This window comes from Aestuariicoccus sp. MJ-SS9 (assembly GCF_032586235.1).
In the GTDB taxonomy this organism is placed as follows: Bacteria; Pseudomonadota; Alphaproteobacteria; order Rhodobacterales; family Rhodobacteraceae; genus Aestuariicoccus.
Genome location: NZ_JAWHTD010000008.1, coordinates 41,958 through 57,049 on the forward strand (window position 1 = coordinate 41,958; position 15,092 = coordinate 57,049).

At 67.7% G+C, this 15,092-nt stretch carries 15 protein-coding genes; 2 read left to right on the forward strand and 13 right to left on the reverse strand.

Annotated features, from left to right (window positions below):
• Nucleotides 1–2 precede the first annotated feature (2 nt).
• The 4 genes from RXV88_RS08085 to RXV88_RS08100 all read right to left on the reverse strand — a co-directional run bounded on the left by RXV88_RS08085 (nucleotide 3) and on the right by RXV88_RS08100 (nucleotide 4,838).
• A complete protein-coding gene (locus RXV88_RS08085) occupies nucleotides 3–1,256 on the reverse strand; it encodes a sarcosine oxidase subunit beta family protein (RefSeq protein ID WP_316291827.1) in 1,254 nt (417 codons plus the stop codon).
• A 139-nt stretch (nucleotides 1,257–1,395) separates the two neighbouring features.
• Nucleotides 1,396–2,700, reverse strand: a complete 1,305-nt coding sequence (locus RXV88_RS08090; RefSeq protein ID WP_316291829.1) for a pilus assembly protein TadG-related protein — start codon at nucleotides 2,698–2,700, stop codon at nucleotides 1,396–1,398.
• A gap of 11 nt (nucleotides 2,701–2,711) precedes the next feature.
• Nucleotides 2,712–3,113 (reverse strand): TadE/TadG family type IV pilus assembly protein, encoded by a 402-nt coding sequence (locus RXV88_RS08095; RefSeq protein ID WP_316291832.1) that lies wholly within the window; start codon nucleotides 3,111–3,113, stop codon nucleotides 2,712–2,714.
• Nucleotides 3,114–3,404: 291 nt separating this feature from the next.
• Nucleotides 3,405–4,838 (reverse strand): Glu/Leu/Phe/Val dehydrogenase, encoded by a 1,434-nt coding sequence (locus RXV88_RS08100; protein ID WP_316291835.1) that lies wholly within the window; start codon nucleotides 4,836–4,838, stop codon nucleotides 3,405–3,407.
• 757 nt (nucleotides 4,839–5,595) lie between these two features.
• Here RXV88_RS08100 and RXV88_RS08105 point away from each other — a divergent pair.
• Entirely contained in the window at nucleotides 5,596–6,024 is a 429-nt protein-coding gene (locus tag RXV88_RS08105; RefSeq protein WP_316291836.1) for a hypothetical protein, read from the forward strand.
• 100 nt (nucleotides 6,025–6,124) lie between these two features.
• Here the strand turns inward: RXV88_RS08105 and RXV88_RS08110 are convergent, their stop codons facing one another.
• From RXV88_RS08110 to modA, 6 genes are all read right to left on the reverse strand, one after another.
• Nucleotides 6,125–6,595, reverse strand: coding sequence for a hypothetical protein (locus RXV88_RS08110; protein WP_316291838.1), 471 nt, complete (start codon nucleotides 6,593–6,595; stop codon nucleotides 6,125–6,127).
• 66 nt (nucleotides 6,596–6,661) lie between these two features.
• The gene (locus RXV88_RS08115; protein ID WP_316291995.1) at nucleotides 6,662–7,627 is read right to left on the reverse strand and encodes an NAD(P)-dependent oxidoreductase; all 966 of its coding nucleotides are present in this window, start codon (nucleotides 7,625–7,627) and stop codon (nucleotides 6,662–6,664) included.
• 169 nt (nucleotides 7,628–7,796) lie between these two features.
• Entirely contained in the window at nucleotides 7,797–8,840 is a 1,044-nt protein-coding gene (locus tag RXV88_RS08120) for an aldo/keto reductase (protein ID WP_316291840.1), read from the reverse strand.
• Between the two features lie 281 nt (nucleotides 8,841–9,121).
• Nucleotides 9,122–10,219, reverse strand: a complete 1,098-nt coding sequence (modC, locus tag RXV88_RS08125; protein ID WP_316291996.1) for a molybdenum ABC transporter ATP-binding protein — start codon at nucleotides 10,217–10,219, stop codon at nucleotides 9,122–9,124.
• Nucleotides 10,220–10,295: 76 nt separating this feature from the next.
• Nucleotides 10,296–10,991: a molybdate ABC transporter permease subunit gene (modB, locus tag RXV88_RS08130; RefSeq protein ID WP_316291841.1), complete on the reverse strand. Its 696-nt coding sequence runs from the start codon at nucleotides 10,989–10,991 to the stop codon at nucleotides 10,296–10,298.
• Nucleotides 10,992–11,072: 81 nt separating this feature from the next.
• Nucleotides 11,073–11,813 carry a molybdate ABC transporter substrate-binding protein gene (gene modA / locus RXV88_RS08135; RefSeq protein ID WP_316291844.1) on the reverse strand — a complete coding sequence of 247 codons (741 nt, stop codon included), beginning with the start codon at nucleotides 11,811–11,813 and terminating at the stop codon, nucleotides 11,073–11,075.
• 115 nt (nucleotides 11,814–11,928) lie between these two features.
• On the opposite strand from modA, the gene RXV88_RS08140 reads away from it, so the two are divergent.
• Nucleotides 11,929–12,546, forward strand: coding sequence for a hypothetical protein (locus RXV88_RS08140; RefSeq protein WP_316291845.1), 618 nt, complete (start codon nucleotides 11,929–11,931; stop codon nucleotides 12,544–12,546).
• A 254-nt stretch (nucleotides 12,547–12,800) separates the two neighbouring features.
• Here the strand turns inward: RXV88_RS08140 and cobC are convergent, their stop codons facing one another.
• From cobC to cobT, 3 genes are read right to left on the reverse strand one after another with little or no spacing between them, the layout of a single operon-like run.
• A complete protein-coding gene (cobC, locus tag RXV88_RS08145) occupies nucleotides 12,801–13,304 on the reverse strand; it encodes an alpha-ribazole phosphatase family protein (protein ID WP_316291846.1) in 504 nt (167 codons plus the stop codon).
• A complete protein-coding gene (cobS, locus tag RXV88_RS08150) occupies nucleotides 13,295–14,062 on the reverse strand; it encodes an adenosylcobinamide-GDP ribazoletransferase (protein ID WP_316291849.1) in 768 nt (255 codons plus the stop codon). Before cobS ends, cobC begins: the two co-directional genes overlap by 10 nt.
• Nucleotides 14,059–15,072, reverse strand: coding sequence for a nicotinate-nucleotide--dimethylbenzimidazole phosphoribosyltransferase (gene cobT / locus RXV88_RS08155; RefSeq protein ID WP_316291850.1), 1,014 nt, complete (start codon nucleotides 15,070–15,072; stop codon nucleotides 14,059–14,061). Before cobT ends, cobS begins: the two co-directional genes overlap by 4 nt.
• Nucleotides 15,073–15,092 lie beyond the last annotated feature (20 nt).

Here is a 15,092-nt window from a genome sequence, read left to right on the forward strand (position 1 = left end):
GCCTAGTGCAGGTTGTGCTGCGCACCGGTCCCCTCCTCGTCCATCAGCCCGCGCCCCGTCGCGAAGCGGTCCAGCCGGAAGCGCGCGGCGGGGGCGTGATGCCGGTCTTGCGCGATCAGATGCGCGAAAGAGAACCCGCTGCCCGGCACCGCCTTGAACCCGCCGTAACACCAGCCGCAGTCGATATAGAGCCCCTCGACCGGCGTCTTGTCGATGATGGGCGAGCCGTCGGGCGTCATGTCCATGATCCCGCCCCAGCTGCGCAGCACCCGCGCCTTGCCGATCATCGGCATCAGCGTCATCGCGGCGTCCATCACGTGCTCTTTCATCGGCAGATTGCCGCGCTGCGCATAGGACGCGTAGAAATCCAGATCGCCACCGAAGACCAGCCCGCCCTTGTCGGACTGGCTGATATAGAAATGGCCCATGCCAAAGCTGACCACGTGGTCGATCACCGGCTTGAGCCCCTCGGTCACGAAGGCCTGCAGGATGTGGCTTTCGATCGGCAGCCGCATCCCCGCCATCGCCGCCACCTGACCCGAGCGTCCCGCCACCACGATGCCCACCTTCTTGGCGCGGATCGCGCCGCGCGTGGTCTGCACGCCGGTCACGCGGCCGCCCGAGATGTCGATGCCGGTGACCTCGCAATTCTGGATCAGATCGACGCCGCGCCGGTCGGCGCCGCGCGCGTATCCCCAGGCCACCGCGTCGTGCCGGGCGGTGCCGCCGCGCGGGTGCAGCAGCCCGCCGTAGATCGGAAACCGCACATTGTCGAAATCCAGATACGGCAGATGCCGGCGCACCCCTGCGCGGTCCAGCAGGATCGCGTCGTCGCCCTGATTGATCATCGCATTGCCGCGCCGCGCGAAGGCGTCGCGCTGGCCGTCGGAGTGGAAGAGGTTGATCAGCCCGCGCTGCGAATGCATCACGTTGTAGTTCAGCTCGGCCTCCAGCCCCTCCCAGAGCCTGAGCGAGTGCGAATAGAATTCCGAATTGCCGGGCAGGAAGTAATTGGCGCGCACGATGGTGGTGTTGCGCCCCACATTGCCACCGCCGAGATAGCCTTTCTCCAGCACCGCGACATTGGTCAGCCCGTGTTCGCGCGCGAGGTAATAGGCGGTCGACAACCCATGCCCGCCGCCGCCGATGATGACGATGTCGTATTCGTCCTTCGGAGCGGGGTCGCGCCAATGCGGCGTCCATCCCTTGTTGCCGGTCAATCCCTCGCGCAGGACGCGCAGGCCTGAAAACCGCATATGACCTCTCCACCGGTATGCGCGGCCATCAGAGACCGCCCCTTCGGTGGTAGCAAGCCCAAAGCCGCGAGGCTTGCGGTTTTCGACACCGGCAGGTCAGTCCGCGACAGAGCATGACGCGGACTGACCTTGTGGGCGCTCAGCGCACCATCCGCACCACGCGTTCCAGCGTGACCGGGTCCATGCCTTCGGGCGGGCAGCCGTTCATGTCGATATTCGAGGTGCTGTCGATATTGCCACCGGCGATCATCGACACGCCCTGGATGCCCTGCGCCTGCGCGCTGAAGGTGATCGAGCCGCGCGCCACGACCTGACTGCCGTGGACCTTGAGATCCGAGGCCACTTCGAACCCGCCGTAGGTCAGCAGCGCGACCCCGCCGCCCGGCGCGCAATCGTCCGGGCGGCCCAGCGTCAGGCCGGAGGGCGAGTTGAACGACTTGGGATCGTCGTTGGTGGTGGCGATCACCACATCCTCGAGAGCGACGCCCTGATTGAACTTGACCTTGCAATTGGTCACGAAGACGAAACCGCTGAAAAGTCCCGGATCCAGGGTGACCTGCTGGTTTCCGCTGCAATTGAGCATCGTGTGAATGCGGCCGGTTTCGAAATCCTCCGGCGCCAGCTTGTTGCCCGAAAGCGCGATGGGGCCAAGGCCGACGATGTAGTCCGGCAGCGCCTCGCCACCGCTCAGAAGCTCGGCCACGATGTCATCCAGCCGGTTGAGGATGTTGAACGGGTAATAGGAATACCGCAGCGCCTCGGCCAGATCGGCGTTGCTGTCGAAACCAGAGCTGGGCAGTTGCAGATCCTCGGGGATCGGCATCGACACGATGGCGCCGGGGTCGAACCCGTTGTTCGAGCTCAGCTTGACGTGGGTGTTGCCGTGCAGGCAGAAATACGGGCCGAACTGGTTGTTGCCCTGAATGTCGACGCTTTGGTCGGCCATGAACCCATTGAGAAAGCAGGGCGGCTCCCACAGGTCGAAGACGGTGTCGGTCTCGACCTCGAAGCCGTCATAGCCGATGGCCTGCAGCATGAGGTTGGTCACGATGTTGTCGCGCGCCACATTGCGGCGGGCGGTCACCTGGACCGCGTCGCGCGCGTGCGGGTCGGGCACGAATTCCGCGGCGTCGTCGTCCCAATAGCCAAAGACGATGTCTTCGGCCAGGATCGCGTCACCGTGCAGCCGGTCGGGCAGGTTGCTGGTGGCGATCTCGAGCGCCTTGGCCTGCGCGTCCCCGGTGCCGCGCAACTTGGTCAGCAAGGCGGCATGGCCCACCGCGTCGACCGCCGTCTGCAGGCGGGTCTGCTTGGCCGTGCGGTTGGAATAGTCTATCGCCAGCCCACCGACGATCATGGCGATGGCGGTGAAATAGAGCGACAGGACGGTGAAGGTGCCGGTCTCGTCCCGCAGGAACCGGCCGATGAGGGGTTTGGTCTGCATCGCGGGTCTCCTCAGAACTCTGCCAGATGCTGGGTGGCGATCACGACGTCCTTGTCCTTGAACACCGGGAAGCTGTTGATCGGCATGAGGTCGGTCGCCGGAACCACCAGCCGGGTCGTGATCACCCCGTTCACCAGCGTCGTGGTAACCGACGGGTTGGACGTGTAATTCGCCACCGCCGCCTGGACAAAGCTCTCGGCCTCTGCCGCGGACGCGAGCCGCCCGGTCGAATAGGCGCGGTTGGCATCCTGCACGATGCGCAGCAATTCGGATTGTTTGTTGAACACCATGCTCACGTCGATGATCAGCACCAGAAACATGGAAAACACGGGCAACCAGATCACGGATTCGATCGTTTGACTGCCGCTCTCGTCAGACCGGAACCGGGCCAGACGGCGTTCCAGAGCTTCCATAATGCTTGTCCCTTTCATACGCCGGGCAAGATGTCCGGGTGAAGTGATCATGATATGGGTCGGATTGTGGCAGGATGGCGGCAAGGCGTGGCGCGCTGGAGTCTAAAATCGGGCGAGCGCGCGGCATAAAACTCGGCTTTTCAGAGATGTTTCCAAGAGTTGCGCGGATCACCGCGGCGCAGCGATCCCGCGCCCCGGCGTGCCCCGCCCGGTTCATAGTGAAACGTTGCAAAAAACCCGGCCGTGGGGCCGGGTTTTCTGCAGCGTCGCCTTTGGCCGGGGTCGGGGCCGCTAAAGCCCCTTGGCCCGGTACGATTTGGCGACCTTTTCGATGGCGACCAGATAGGCGGCGGTGCGCAGGTCGGTCACGTCCTCGCGGCCGTGCCAGACTTCGCGCATGGACTGGTAGGCGATGCGCATCGTGTCGTCGAGCCCCGAGCGGACCAGCTCCAGCTCGTCGGCGCCGCGCAGGTACTTTTTCTTGAACTCGGGGCGCAGCGACCACGCGTCGCCCAGATACCGGTCCAGCCGCTCCAGCTCGTCCACCACCAGCTGGTGGCGCGCCTCTTCCTGGCGGCGCTGCATCCGGCCAAAGCGGATATGGCTGAGGTTCTTGACCCATTCGAAATAGGACACAGTCACGCCGCCCGCGTTGGCGTACATGTCGGGGATGATGACCGTGCCCTTAGAGCGCAGGACGTCGTCCGCCCCCGCCGTGATGGGACCGTTGGCGGCCTCGATGATCAGCGGGGCCTTGATGCGCGCGGCATTGGACAAGTTGATCACCCCCTCCAGCGCCGCGGGGATCAGGATGTCGCAATCGTGCTCCAGCACGTCCGCCCCTTCGGCGGTGTGCGTGGCGTCGGGATAAGAGCTGACGCCGCCGTGCTTGACGATCCAGTCGCGCACGGATTGCACGTCGATGCCGTCTTCGTTGTAAAGCGCGCCGTCGTATTCGATGATCCCGACAATCTTGCAGCCGTCTTCCTCCTGCAGGAACTTGGCCGCGTGAAAGCCCACGTTGCCCAGGCCCTGCACGATCACCCTCTTGCCGTCGAGCGTGCCGGTCATGCCGCTGGCCTTCACGTCCTCGGGGTGTCGGAAGAATTCGCGCAGCGCGTATTGCACGCCGCGCCCGGTGGCCTCGGTCCGGCCCTGGATGCCGCCGGCGTGGATCGGCTTGCCGGTCACGCAGGCCGCTGCATTGATGTCGGTGGTGTTCATCCGGCGGTACTGGTCGGCGATCCAGGCCATCTCGCGCTCGCCCGTGCCCATGTCCGGGGCGGGCACGTTCTGCGAGGGGTTGATCAGGTCGCGCTTGGCCAGCTCATAGGCAAAGCGGCGGGTGACCTGTTCCATCTCGTGTTCGTCGTAGTCGCGCGGATTGATGCAGAGCCCGCCCTTCGAGCCGCCGAAGGGCGCCTCGACCAGCGCGCATTTGTAGGTCATCAGCGCCGCCAGCGCCTCGACCTCGTCCTGGTTGACCGACATGGCGAAACGGATGCCGCCCTTGACGGGCTCCATATGTTCGGAATGCACCGACCGGTATCCGGTGAAGGTATGGATCTTGCCGCGCAGCCGCACGCCGAAGCGCACCGTATAGGTCGAGTTGCAGACGCGTATCTTTTCCTCGAGCCCGGGGGGCAGATCCATCAGCGCCACCGCGCGATTGAACATGAGGTCTACGGATTCGCGGAACGTCGGTTCGTTCGCCGGTGCGGCCATGGTCTTCCTCCCTTGGTTCCGGCGTGCTGCGTTGCCCGCAACTGTCTGTCCAAACCGGACCTTGGGGGAGAGTAACCATGTCGCCCACCCGGTCCAACCGTTTTTCCGGCAATTTCCCGGAAGCGGCGAAATCGTCTTTTCCACAAGGCGAACTATGTCGACGCGTGCGAAATTCAGCATTCGAAAAAGCCAGTAATAGCCTCAATTGAAATGGAATTTTATCCTAATTTCTCTCGAAAGCACCCCGATTTGGACATTCCGGCCCGGCAATACCCGCCCCGCATTATTTGCATTTGTGGGGCGTTACCCCGGCGAAATCCGGGTGGAAGGTAAAGGGATGAGTAAACTTGCGAATGGGTTTCGACGCCGCGCCGGCGCGGAAACCGCAATTCCGGCCCCGCAGTCACGGCTGGGGACGGGAACGGTCTACGACCACGCGTCGCTCAAGCAGTCGATCCGCGAAAAGGCCATCGTACGACCGGATCGCCTGGACACGCTCCAGATTCGAGATGATCAAGCTCGACCTGCGCAACTGGACCATCCCCGACCCCACTCGACACATCGCCGACGGTGCACCCGCAACGCGAATTCACCCACGGCAAGGACAACGAAATGATGATGCTGCGGGCGTGCCACAAATACACCGCGATCTCTCCGGCGGGAAACATAAGCTCGGCTCTGCAATCCGACGCCCAGGGGTTCACCGCAATCATCTCGACCGCTGCCTTCGTGCAGGAACCGAACGGAGGAGGCCGCCATGTTGAACAAATCCCAGGGCGACGAAACCGACCTGCGGATCACCGTGGTGCGCTACAACGAAAATAACGCAAAGTACCAGGTGGTCTGGTCAGAATCGCGCGGCGATTATCCGCCGCTGGCCGACAACATGATGAAGGACTACCAGGACCGCCTGCCCATGATGGCGCATAACGACAGCGTCGTGGAAACCTGGGACGATTACGACCCGGTGTTCAAGGTGGCGCTCGATCCGTTCGAGATCGTGACCTACAGCTTCACCCGGCCCCGCCATGCGCCGCAATTGCTTTACGCGGGCGAGAACAACGGCTGGATCAACGACGACCAGTCGGCACCAGACGGTTCGGAATGCACCAACAATGCCGAAAACTGGGACGCCTGCACCAACAATGTCGAACCCGGCAAAGGCAAGGGCAAAAACGCCCCCTGACCGCCGCCCGCTCCTGCCGCAAAGGATAACCGGCCGGCGGCGAGGTCAAGGGTCAGGCCCGGGACGCCGCCCGCGCCTGCCGCCGCCCGGCGGTCAGATGTCAGACGTGGCCCGCCTTGATCGCCATCATGATGTCGGCCATGGGTTTGGTCTGCGCCCCCGGCGTCACCCCGCCGATGGCCAGCCGCCGGCCCAGCCGCCACCACATGCCCAGCCGCCAGCCGCGCGGCGCGGGCTCCTTCAGGATCACCATGAACCCGTTGGACGGCTTGTTGGCGAACATGCTGCGGTCGACCCTGTCGATGTTCTCCATCGGCGCCAGCACCGTGCCCTCGCTGTCAAAGAGCCCCTCGCGCGTCAGCCGGATCGTCAGCCGCGTGGCCCGCAGCATCATCTGCCCGGCCCAGATCGACGCCAGCCCCAGCGCAATGAGGAACAGCTGCCAGACCAGCGCCGGCGGCGTGGACATGGCCACATAGATCAAAAGCCCGCCAAGCCCGAACAGCGTGCCCACGCCGATCGCCCGCCGCGGGACCGAGGCCGAAACCTCGGCCAGGATGTCGTCGCTCATGCCGCTTGCCCCTTCGCATTGCCTCGCCTCCGCCTCTTACGGCGGAACGGCGGGCGGGGAAAGCACTCAGCGCGACACAGTCACCTCATAGCCGCGTTCCTCAGGCTCGTCGTCGACCAGCACCTGCGGAAAGCCCTCGGCCAGCACGCTCTGCCCCGAGGCCTCCTCCAGCCGCTCGATCATCCGGTCCGACTGCGCCCGCGCGCCGTAACGGCGCTGCCCGTCCTGCATCATCGCGATGATCTGCGGCGACAGCTCCAGCGGCACGCCGTGATCCTCGGCCAGCTGCTGAAAAAGACCGATGTCCTTGAGTACAAGGTCCATGCTGAAATCCACGTCGCGCGATCCCGACAGGATCAGCTGGCTCTCGGTCTCGTGCACGAAGGAATTTCCCGACGAGATGCGGATCGCCTCATAGGTCGTGGCCATGTCCATGCCCGCCGCCTTCATCGTGGTCAGCGCCTCGCAGAGCGTCAGCAGATTGGCGTTGGCAAGGTAATTGGTCATCACCTTCAGCGTCGAGGCCGTGCCGATCGCCCCGGTGTGCAGCACCCGCCGCCCCAGCAGCGTGAGCAACGGCAGCACCGTCTCGAAGCCGGCCCGCTCGCCGCCCGCAAAAATGCTGATATTGCCCGTCGCCGCCCGGTGGCAGCCGCCCGACACCGGGCATTCCATCGCCACCGCCCCGGTGGCCGCGACCCGTGCGGCCTGATCGACGATGGCCTTGGGATCGGTGGTCGACATCTCGATCCAGATCTTGCCCGGACCCATCTCGGGCAGCATCTCGGCCAGCACGGCCTCTGACGCAGCCGGGCTCGGCAGGCTGGTGATCACCACGTCGCAGTCGCGCATCAGCTGCGCCGCGCCCGCGCCCGCCGCCGCCCCGCGCGCCACGAACTCCGCGACCGGCGCGGGGTCCAGATCGAAGACGCTCAACGCGACGCCATTGCGCAAAAGCGACCCCGCCAGCTTGGCGCCCACCGCGCCCAATCCCACGAATCCAACCTGCATGCCCTGCCTTTCCTCATTCACCGTACGCACCCTGCGGCCGCCGCCGCCGCCCGTCGCCTTCAAAAGCGACACCCCCTATCTTCATCGATCCATAAATATCCCGGGGGTTTGGGGGCTGGCCCCCAATCCGGCCTCTAGGCTCGGGCTTCCCTGCACAGAACAAGCGCCCGCACCCCCCGCCAGAACGGGGTCAATACGGCATCGGATGTGCCTTGTGCTCCGCGTCCAGCCGCTCCAGCAACTCCTCGCTCAGCACCACCTCCGCCGCACCCAGCAGATGGTCGAGCTGGGCCAGGGTCGTCGCGCCGAAGATAGACGAGGTCACGAAAGGCCGCCGCGCCGACCACGCCAGCGCCATCTGCACCGGGTCGAGGCCAAAGTCCCGCGCCACCCCGAGATAGGCGTCGACCGCGCCGAAAACCCTTTCGGACTTACGGCCCCCTAGGTTGCCGTTGATCGACATGCGCGAGCCATCGGGCACCGCGCCGCCCTGGTATTTGCCGGTCAGCAGCCCCGCCGCCAGCGGCGAGAACGGCAAAAGCCCGACATCCTCGTTCACCATCAGCTCTGCCAGGTCCGTGTCGGCCATCCGGCAGAGCAACGAATATTCGTTCTGGATCGAGGCCACCCGCAGCCCGCCGGTCTCTTCGGCGACGCGCAGCCACATCGCCGTGCCCCAGGCGCTCTCGTTCGAGAGCCCGAAGGCGCGGATCGTCCCCCGCTCGACCTCGCGCGACAGCGCGCCCAGCGCATCGTGCATGTGCTGCACGGTCTCGGCGCGGTTCTGGCCGGACGGATCGTAGCGCCAGTTCTGCCGGAACATATAACTGCCACGGTTGGGCCAGTGAAACTGGTAGAGGTCGATCACATCGGTCCGCAGCCGCTTCAGCGAGCCCTCGACCGCCTGCGGGATCGTCTCGGCGGTGATGCCGATACCGTCGCGCACATGTCCCAGCCCCTTGCCGGAATGCTTGGTCGCCAGCACCCAGGCGTCGCGCCGCCCGGTGCGGGCGAACCACTCGCCGACGATCTCTTCGCTCCGGCCCTGGGTTTCGGCGCTCACAGGGTTGACCGGATACATCTCGGCGGTGTCGAGCATGTTGATCCCGGCCTCCAGCGCCCGGTCCATCTGCGCATGGGCGTCGGCAGGGTCCGTCTGCGTGCCATAGGTCATGGTGCCCAGGCAAAGCTCGGATACCTCGATCCCCGTGCGTCCCAGCGGATTGCGTTTCATGGCCTGATCTCCTGTCCCTGAATTCCGGCGCACCTTAGGGTCTGGGCCCGTCGATTCCACCCCCTCGGCACCGAAAAATGCGCGAGATCAGCGGTTTGCATGGCAACGACACGAAAGGTGCGCATCCCCGCGGCATTCCCGCACAACTCTGAAATGTGGCTGCATTTTCGCTTCTCGATATGAGTGCGCCCCGCGGTATGTTCCCTGTCCCGTCCCCGAGACACACCAACCGGACCGTGCGCGCCACTGCTTCGAAGGGGCGGACCGCATTCGGTCGGCGCTCAGCCTTCCGGCGCCAGGCGCTGGCCGATGTCGCTTTGGGCCACGGCGACCGATTTCAGCACCGCGAAACAGGGCTTGCCCGGCGCCAGCCCCAGCGCATCGGCGCTGCGCCGCGTGACCCGCGCCAACAGCCGGTCGCCGCCCGCCTGCAACTGCACGATCACCCCCGGCCCATGCCCGCGCCTGAGCGCCAGAACCGTGACCGGCAGGATATTGAGCGCCGAGATCGCGCGCGGCCGCTCGGTTGCCAGGATCACGTCCTGCGCCAGGATCCGCACCCTGAGGGCCGTGCCCACCGCCGCCTCGATCTCCGGCAGGCAGAGCCGCCCGCCCGAAACCGCAAGCTCGGTCACCCCGTCGCCGGCCTGGGCGGCGACGCGCGCGGGCAGCACAGCGCCCGCGTCGCGCACTCCCAGAACCCGCACCATCGACGGGTCCGACAGCAGATCCTCCGCCGCACCCGCGCGGAACACCCGGCCGTCCTCCAGCACGACCACATGGGTCGCCAGCCGGGCGACCTCGGCCATGTTGTGGCTGACATAGAGGATCGGCAGGCCCGTCTCGCTGCGCAGCCGCTCGAGATAGGGCAGGATTTCGGCCTTGCGCGCGGCATCGAGCGCCGCCAGCGGCTCGTCCATCAAGAGCATATCCGGGTCCGACAAAAGCGCCCGCCCGATCGCCACCCGCTGCGCCTCGCCGCCCGAGAGCGCGCCGGGCCGGCGCGCCAGCAGCGGCGCGATGCCCAGCAAATCGACCACCCGGTCCAGATCGCCGCCCCTGCGGCCGGTGACGCGGCGGGCGTAGAGCAGGTTGTCGCGCACACTCAGATGCGGGAAGAGACGGCCTTCCTGGAACACATAGCCCAGCCGCCGCTGCGGCACCGGCACGTCGATGCCGGCCCCGGCGTCGAAAAGCACACGGCCCCCCACCGCGATCCGGCCCGCGTCGGGCCGCACCAGCCCCGCGACCGCCTTGACCAAGCTGGTCTTGCCCGACCCCGAACGCCCGAAAAGCACCGTCACACCGGCAGGCGCGTCAAACCCGACGTCCAGATCGAACGCCCCCAACCGGGCGCGTATCTGCACCGACAGCGTCACGCCGCGCGCCCCGTAGGGTGTGCGGTTCCGCGGCCCCGCCGCGGGTTCGCGCACCGCGCCCGAAACACCCAACCCCTCATCGCGCCGCGATCCGCGCCGCGATCCGGCGGGCCAGCCACTCCGACATAAACAGCGCCGCCATCGCCACCGCCACCGACAAAAGCACCAGCCGGAAGGCCGCGCTTTCGCCGCCCGGCACCTGCAGGAAGGCATAGATGGCCGAGGGGATCGTCCGCGTCTCGCCGGGGATGTTCGACACAAAGGTGATCGTCGCGCCGAATTCGCCCATCGCCTTGGCGAAGGCCAGCACCGCCCCCGCCAGCACCCCCGGCGCGATCAGCGGCAGCGTCACCGTCCGGAACACCGTCAGCCGCGACGCGCCGAGGGTCGAGGCCGCCTCCTCGAGCTTGGGATCGACCGCCTCGATCGCCAGCCGCATCGCCCGCACCATCAGCGGAAAAGCCATGATCGCCGCCGCCAGCGCCGCCCCGGTCCAGCGGAACGCCAGCGTCACCCCAAAGACCCGGTCCAGGAACCCGCCCACCGGCCCCTGCAGCCCGAAGGTCAGCAGCAGCAGATAGCCCGTCACCACCGGCGGCAGGATCAGCGGCAGATGCACCACGCCATTGAGCAGCTGCCGCCCCCAGAACCGCCCGCGCGCCAGCGCCAGCGCCGTCGCCAGCCCCACGGGCAGGCTCAGCACGGTGGCCCAGAAGGCCACCTTCAGCGACAGCGCGACCGCCTGCCATTCCTCGGGTCCAAAGCGTTCCATCCGTCACCGCTTACCCCAGTCGGGCGGCGCAACAAAGCCTCGTTTTGCCCTTTCGATACAATCGCATGACGGGCCGGGCGCTCAGGGCGGCGGGGCAAAGCCGTGCCGCGCCAGAATGGCGCGGGCCGCATCGCCCTGCATCCAGTCGAGAAAGGCCGCCGCCGCGCCGGGATGGCGCGCGGCGGTGGTGACCGCCCCGGGATAGGCGATGGGCGGATGGCTGCCTTGCGGGAAGGCCGCCACGACCCGCACCCGCGGCTCGGCCAGGGCGTCGGTGGCATAGACCACGCCGTAAGGCGCCTCGCCCAGCGCCACCAGCGCCAGCGCGGCGCGCACGTTGTCCGTCTCGGCCAGCCGCAGGCGGAGCGGCTCCCAAAGCCCCAGCGCGGTCAGCGCCGCGCGGCCGTAGATGCCTGCGGGCACCGCCTCGGTCAGGGCCATGGCCAGCCGCCCCTCGCCCAGCCGCTCGGGCAGATCCGTCAGGGCCAGGTCCCCGCCCCCCGCCTGCCCCACCAGCACCAGGCTGTTGCCCATCAAGGTGCGCCGCGTGGCCGGGTCCACCGCGCCCTGCGCCTCGGCCCAGTCCATCCAGTCGGGGCTGGCCGAAAGATACACATCCGCCGGCGCCCCCTGCACGATCTGACGCGCCAGGACCGAGCTTCCCGCCGCCACGATCACCAGCTCGTTCCCGCTGTCGCCCGTCCAGGCCTCGCCCGCGTCCTCCAGCACGTCGCCAAGACTGGCAGCGGCGAAGACGGTGACACGCTCCGCCGCCAGCGGAGAGGCGAGACAGCACAGGAAGGCGAGGATCAGCGCGCGCATGGGGCTCCGGCTGGGTTGTTCAGGGCGCAGAATGGCCGCCCCGGCCGGGCTCGGCAAGGGGCATCGGACAGAGGAATCACTTGAGAACAAAAACAGAACATATATCCTTATCCCTATGCCTGCCGCCGCCACCCTCAGCCGCCGTCCGCACGACCCGCCCCCCGCGCTCACGCTCTGGGGCGAGGTCCGGCTGCCGCTGGCCCGGGTGCACGAGCTTTGCGGCCGGGCTCGGCGCACGCTGGCGCTGCGGCTGGCCGCCGCCGGCGGCGGGCCGGTGTTCTGGATCGGGCGCGACTGGGGGGGCGACCCGCTCAATCCCGACGGCATGGCGGCGCTGATGCCCCCCGGCGCGGTGACCTTCGTGACCCCCCGCCGGCCCGAGGACATTCTGTGGTGCATGGAAGAGGCGCTGCGCGCCGGATGCGTGCCCGTGGTGGTGGCCGATCTGCCCGAACCGCCGCCGCTGACCCCGGTGCGCCGCCTGCACCTTGCCGCCGAGGCCGGGGCGGGCCATGGGATGTGCCGTCCGCTGGGGCTGTTGCTGACCCCCGGCGCGGGCGGCGCCCCCGGGGTCGAGACGCGCTGGCAGATGGACCCGGCCCACACCCCCGGCCGGCAGGCCTGGCGGCTGACACGGCTGCGCGCCCGCATGTCCCCGCCCGCCACCTGGCATCTGCAGGACGACAGGCTGCATCCCGAGGCCGCCGAGGCCGGACAGACGGAGAGTGCCTGAGCAGGGGTTCGGAAAGGTTTGGCGGCGCATCACAAGCCGCGACCAGCGCCTGCCCGTGGGGTGGCGCTGCGACAGCTGGTCTGTGCGCTTTATCTTTGCCAAGTCATCGCTTCGAATAATCGGCGCGCCCACGTCGCCAAAGCGCCAGCCCGACGGGACGGGCAGGCGCTGGTCGCGGCGGCCTGCGGCCTTGATTCCGCGAATTGGGGGCAAAGAGGGATCGCCTTCAGACGGCGACCACACCCGGCCAAATCTCAGACCCGCACAATTCCTCCGAACGGCGGCTGGTGTTCCCAGCCATCCGCATCGCCCCGCGCCGCCAGCGCGGCCTTGATGACACCCGAATGTGTGACCACCAGCGTCCCCGGCGGCAGCGCGGCCAACCCCGCGCGCACCCGCGTCAGCAACTGGGCCACGCTCTCGCCGCCGTGTCCGCGATAGCCCATGAAATCGGCGGCCCAGCCGTCGAGCTCGGCCCGCGGCAGTTCGGACCAGAGCCGCCCTTCCCAGGCGCCGAAATCCATCTCGATACAGGCCTCCGACACGTCCAGTTCCGCGCCCTGCCGCGACGCGATCCGCTCGGCCAGCCTGCGGCAGCGGTAGAGCGGCGAGGTGACGATGCGCCCGACCGGCGGCAGCGAAGCCAGCACCGCCTCGGCCTCGGTCTCGAAACTGCCCGCCAGCGGCAGATCCGTGCGCCCGTAGCACGTGCCCGGCGTCACGTCGGGCGTGGTATGCCGCACCAGCGTCAGAGCCACGCAACCGCCCCGAGGTAGACGCCCAGCTCGCCCAGGATCATCGTCGCGCCGAGGCAATCACCGGTATAGCCGCCCAGCTTGCGCAGGATCAGCGCGCGGAAGACCTGGGCGATCGCGATCGACACGAGGATGGCGAAAAAGGCCGCGCCGATGCCGAAGCCCAGCATCATCGCCAACAGGATCGCCAGGGACGTGCCCAAGGCCACGCGGTAGCCGTCGGCGGTGACCGTGGGGGCGACGAATTTCGCGCCCTTGTCGCGGGCATAGCCCGTCGTCGCAATCACATGCACCGACGCCATCCGGCCCAGCCCGTGCCCGGCCACCAGCAGGGCCGCCGCCGTGCCCGGCGGCAGCGTCGACAGCAGCGCCACCTTCAGCGCCAAAGCCGTGCCCAGCGCCACCGCGCCATAGGTGCCGATGCGGCTGTCGCGCATGATCTCCATCGCGCGTTCGGCGGTCAGCCCGCCGCCCAGCCCGTCGGCGGCATCCGCCAGCCCGTCCTCGTGAAAGGCCCCGGTGGCCAGCAGGGTCGCCGCCAGCGACAGCAGCACCGCCGCAGTGGCCGGCAGCCAGAGCGCCGCAAGCCAAAGCACTGCCCCGCCGATCGCGCCAATGAGGCAGCCGACCAGCGGGTAGTATTTCGTCGCGCGGATCAGCAGATCGTCGGAAAACGGCAGGTCGCGCGGCACCGGCAGGCGGGTCAGGAACTGCACCGCCAACAGCAAAAGGTTCAGCTCGATCCTCAGAGAGTCCTTCATACCGGCCCCGAGACCCCGGCGTCGTCAAAGCTCGCCATGCCGTTGAGCATGTCCACCGCCGCGCGCAGCAGCGGCCAGGCCAGCGCCGCGCCGGTGCCCTCGCCCAGCCGCATGTCGAGGTCGAGCAAGGGGCGCGCCTCCAGCGCCTCGGTCATGGCGCGGTGGCCGGGCTCGGCCGAGGCATGGGCAAAGACCATCGCCGCGCGCGCCGCCGGTTCCATGGCGCAGGCCAGCAGGGCGGCGGCGGTGACGATGAAGCCGTCGACGATCACCACCTGCCGGCGCGACGCCGCCCCGATCATGGCACCGGCCATCATGGCGATCTCGAATCCGCCGTAGTGGCGCAGGGTGTTCAAAGCATCGAGGTCGCCGGTCCGCGCCGCCGCCCGTTCCAGAACCGCGCGTTTGCGCGCCAGCCCCGCATCGTCCAGCCCGGTGCCCCGACCCACCAGATCGGCCACCGGGCGGCCCAGCATCTTGTGCGCGATCAGCACGGCAGATGACGTGTTGCCGATCCCCATCTCGCCGAAGGCGAGCGCATCGGCCGTGCTGGCTGTTGCCAGTGCGCCGCCCGTCGCCAGCGCCTGATCCACTTGCACTTGGGTCATCGCCGGACCGCCGAGGAAACTGGCGGTGCCCTCGGCCACGGGCCGGTCCAGAATGCCCTCCATCCCGAAGACCCCGCCCTTGACCCCCGCGTTCACCACATGCAGACCCAGCCCCAGCGACCGCGCAAAGACGCAGGCGGCGGCCCCGCCGGCGGCGAAGTTCAGCACCATCTGCCGCGTCACCTCTTGCGGATAGGCCGACACGCCTTCGGCGGCGATGCCGTGATCGGCGGCGAATAGCATCAGCTCGCAGCTTTCCATGCGCGGGCTCAGCGTGCCCTGCAGCCGCGCGATGCTTGCGGCCAGATCCTCGATCCGGCCAAGCGCGCCCTGCGGCTTGGTCTTGAGGTCGATCTTGCGCCGCAGCGCGGCTTCGAAATCGGGCGGTGTCGCGTCTTTCATGCCTCAGCAGTAGCCGCGCC

What these genes read in the sequence shown, in the direction of transcription:
- modB (WP_316291841.1), bottom strand. Translation starts at nt 10,991, where the DNA reads ATGGAACGCTTTGGACCCGAGGAATGGCAGGCGGTCGCGCTGTCGCTG.
- RXV88_RS08110 (WP_316291838.1), bottom strand. Translation starts at nt 6,595, where the DNA reads ATGAGCGACGACATCCTGGCCGAGGTTTCGGCCTCGGTCCCGCGGCGG.
- RXV88_RS08105 (WP_316291836.1), top strand. Translation starts at nt 5,596, where the DNA reads ATGTTGAACAAATCCCAGGGCGACGAAACCGACCTGCGGATCACCGTG.
- cobT (WP_316291850.1), bottom strand. Translation starts at nt 15,072, where the DNA reads ATGAAAGACGCGACACCGCCCGATTTCGAAGCCGCGCTGCGGCGCAAG.
- RXV88_RS08090 (WP_316291829.1), bottom strand. Translation starts at nt 2,700, where the DNA reads ATGCAGACCAAACCCCTCATCGGCCGGTTCCTGCGGGACGAGACCGGC.
- RXV88_RS08120 (WP_316291840.1), bottom strand. Translation starts at nt 8,840, where the DNA reads ATGAAACGCAATCCGCTGGGACGCACGGGGATCGAGGTATCCGAGCTT.
- RXV88_RS08095 (WP_316291832.1), bottom strand. Translation starts at nt 3,113, where the DNA reads ATGGAAGCTCTGGAACGCCGTCTGGCCCGGTTCCGGTCTGACGAGAGC.
- RXV88_RS08085 (WP_316291827.1), bottom strand. Translation starts at nt 1,256, where the DNA reads ATGCGGTTTTCAGGCCTGCGCGTCCTGCGCGAGGGATTGACCGGCAAC.
- RXV88_RS08140 (WP_316291845.1), top strand. Translation starts at nt 11,929, where the DNA reads ATGCCTGCCGCCGCCACCCTCAGCCGCCGTCCGCACGACCCGCCCCCC.
- modA (WP_316291844.1), bottom strand. Translation starts at nt 11,813, where the DNA reads ATGCGCGCGCTGATCCTCGCCTTCCTGTGCTGTCTCGCCTCTCCGCTG.
- cobS (WP_316291849.1), bottom strand. Translation starts at nt 14,062, where the DNA reads ATGAAGGACTCTCTGAGGATCGAGCTGAACCTTTTGCTGTTGGCGGTG.
- RXV88_RS08100 (WP_316291835.1), bottom strand. Translation starts at nt 4,838, where the DNA reads ATGGCCGCACCGGCGAACGAACCGACGTTCCGCGAATCCGTAGACCTC.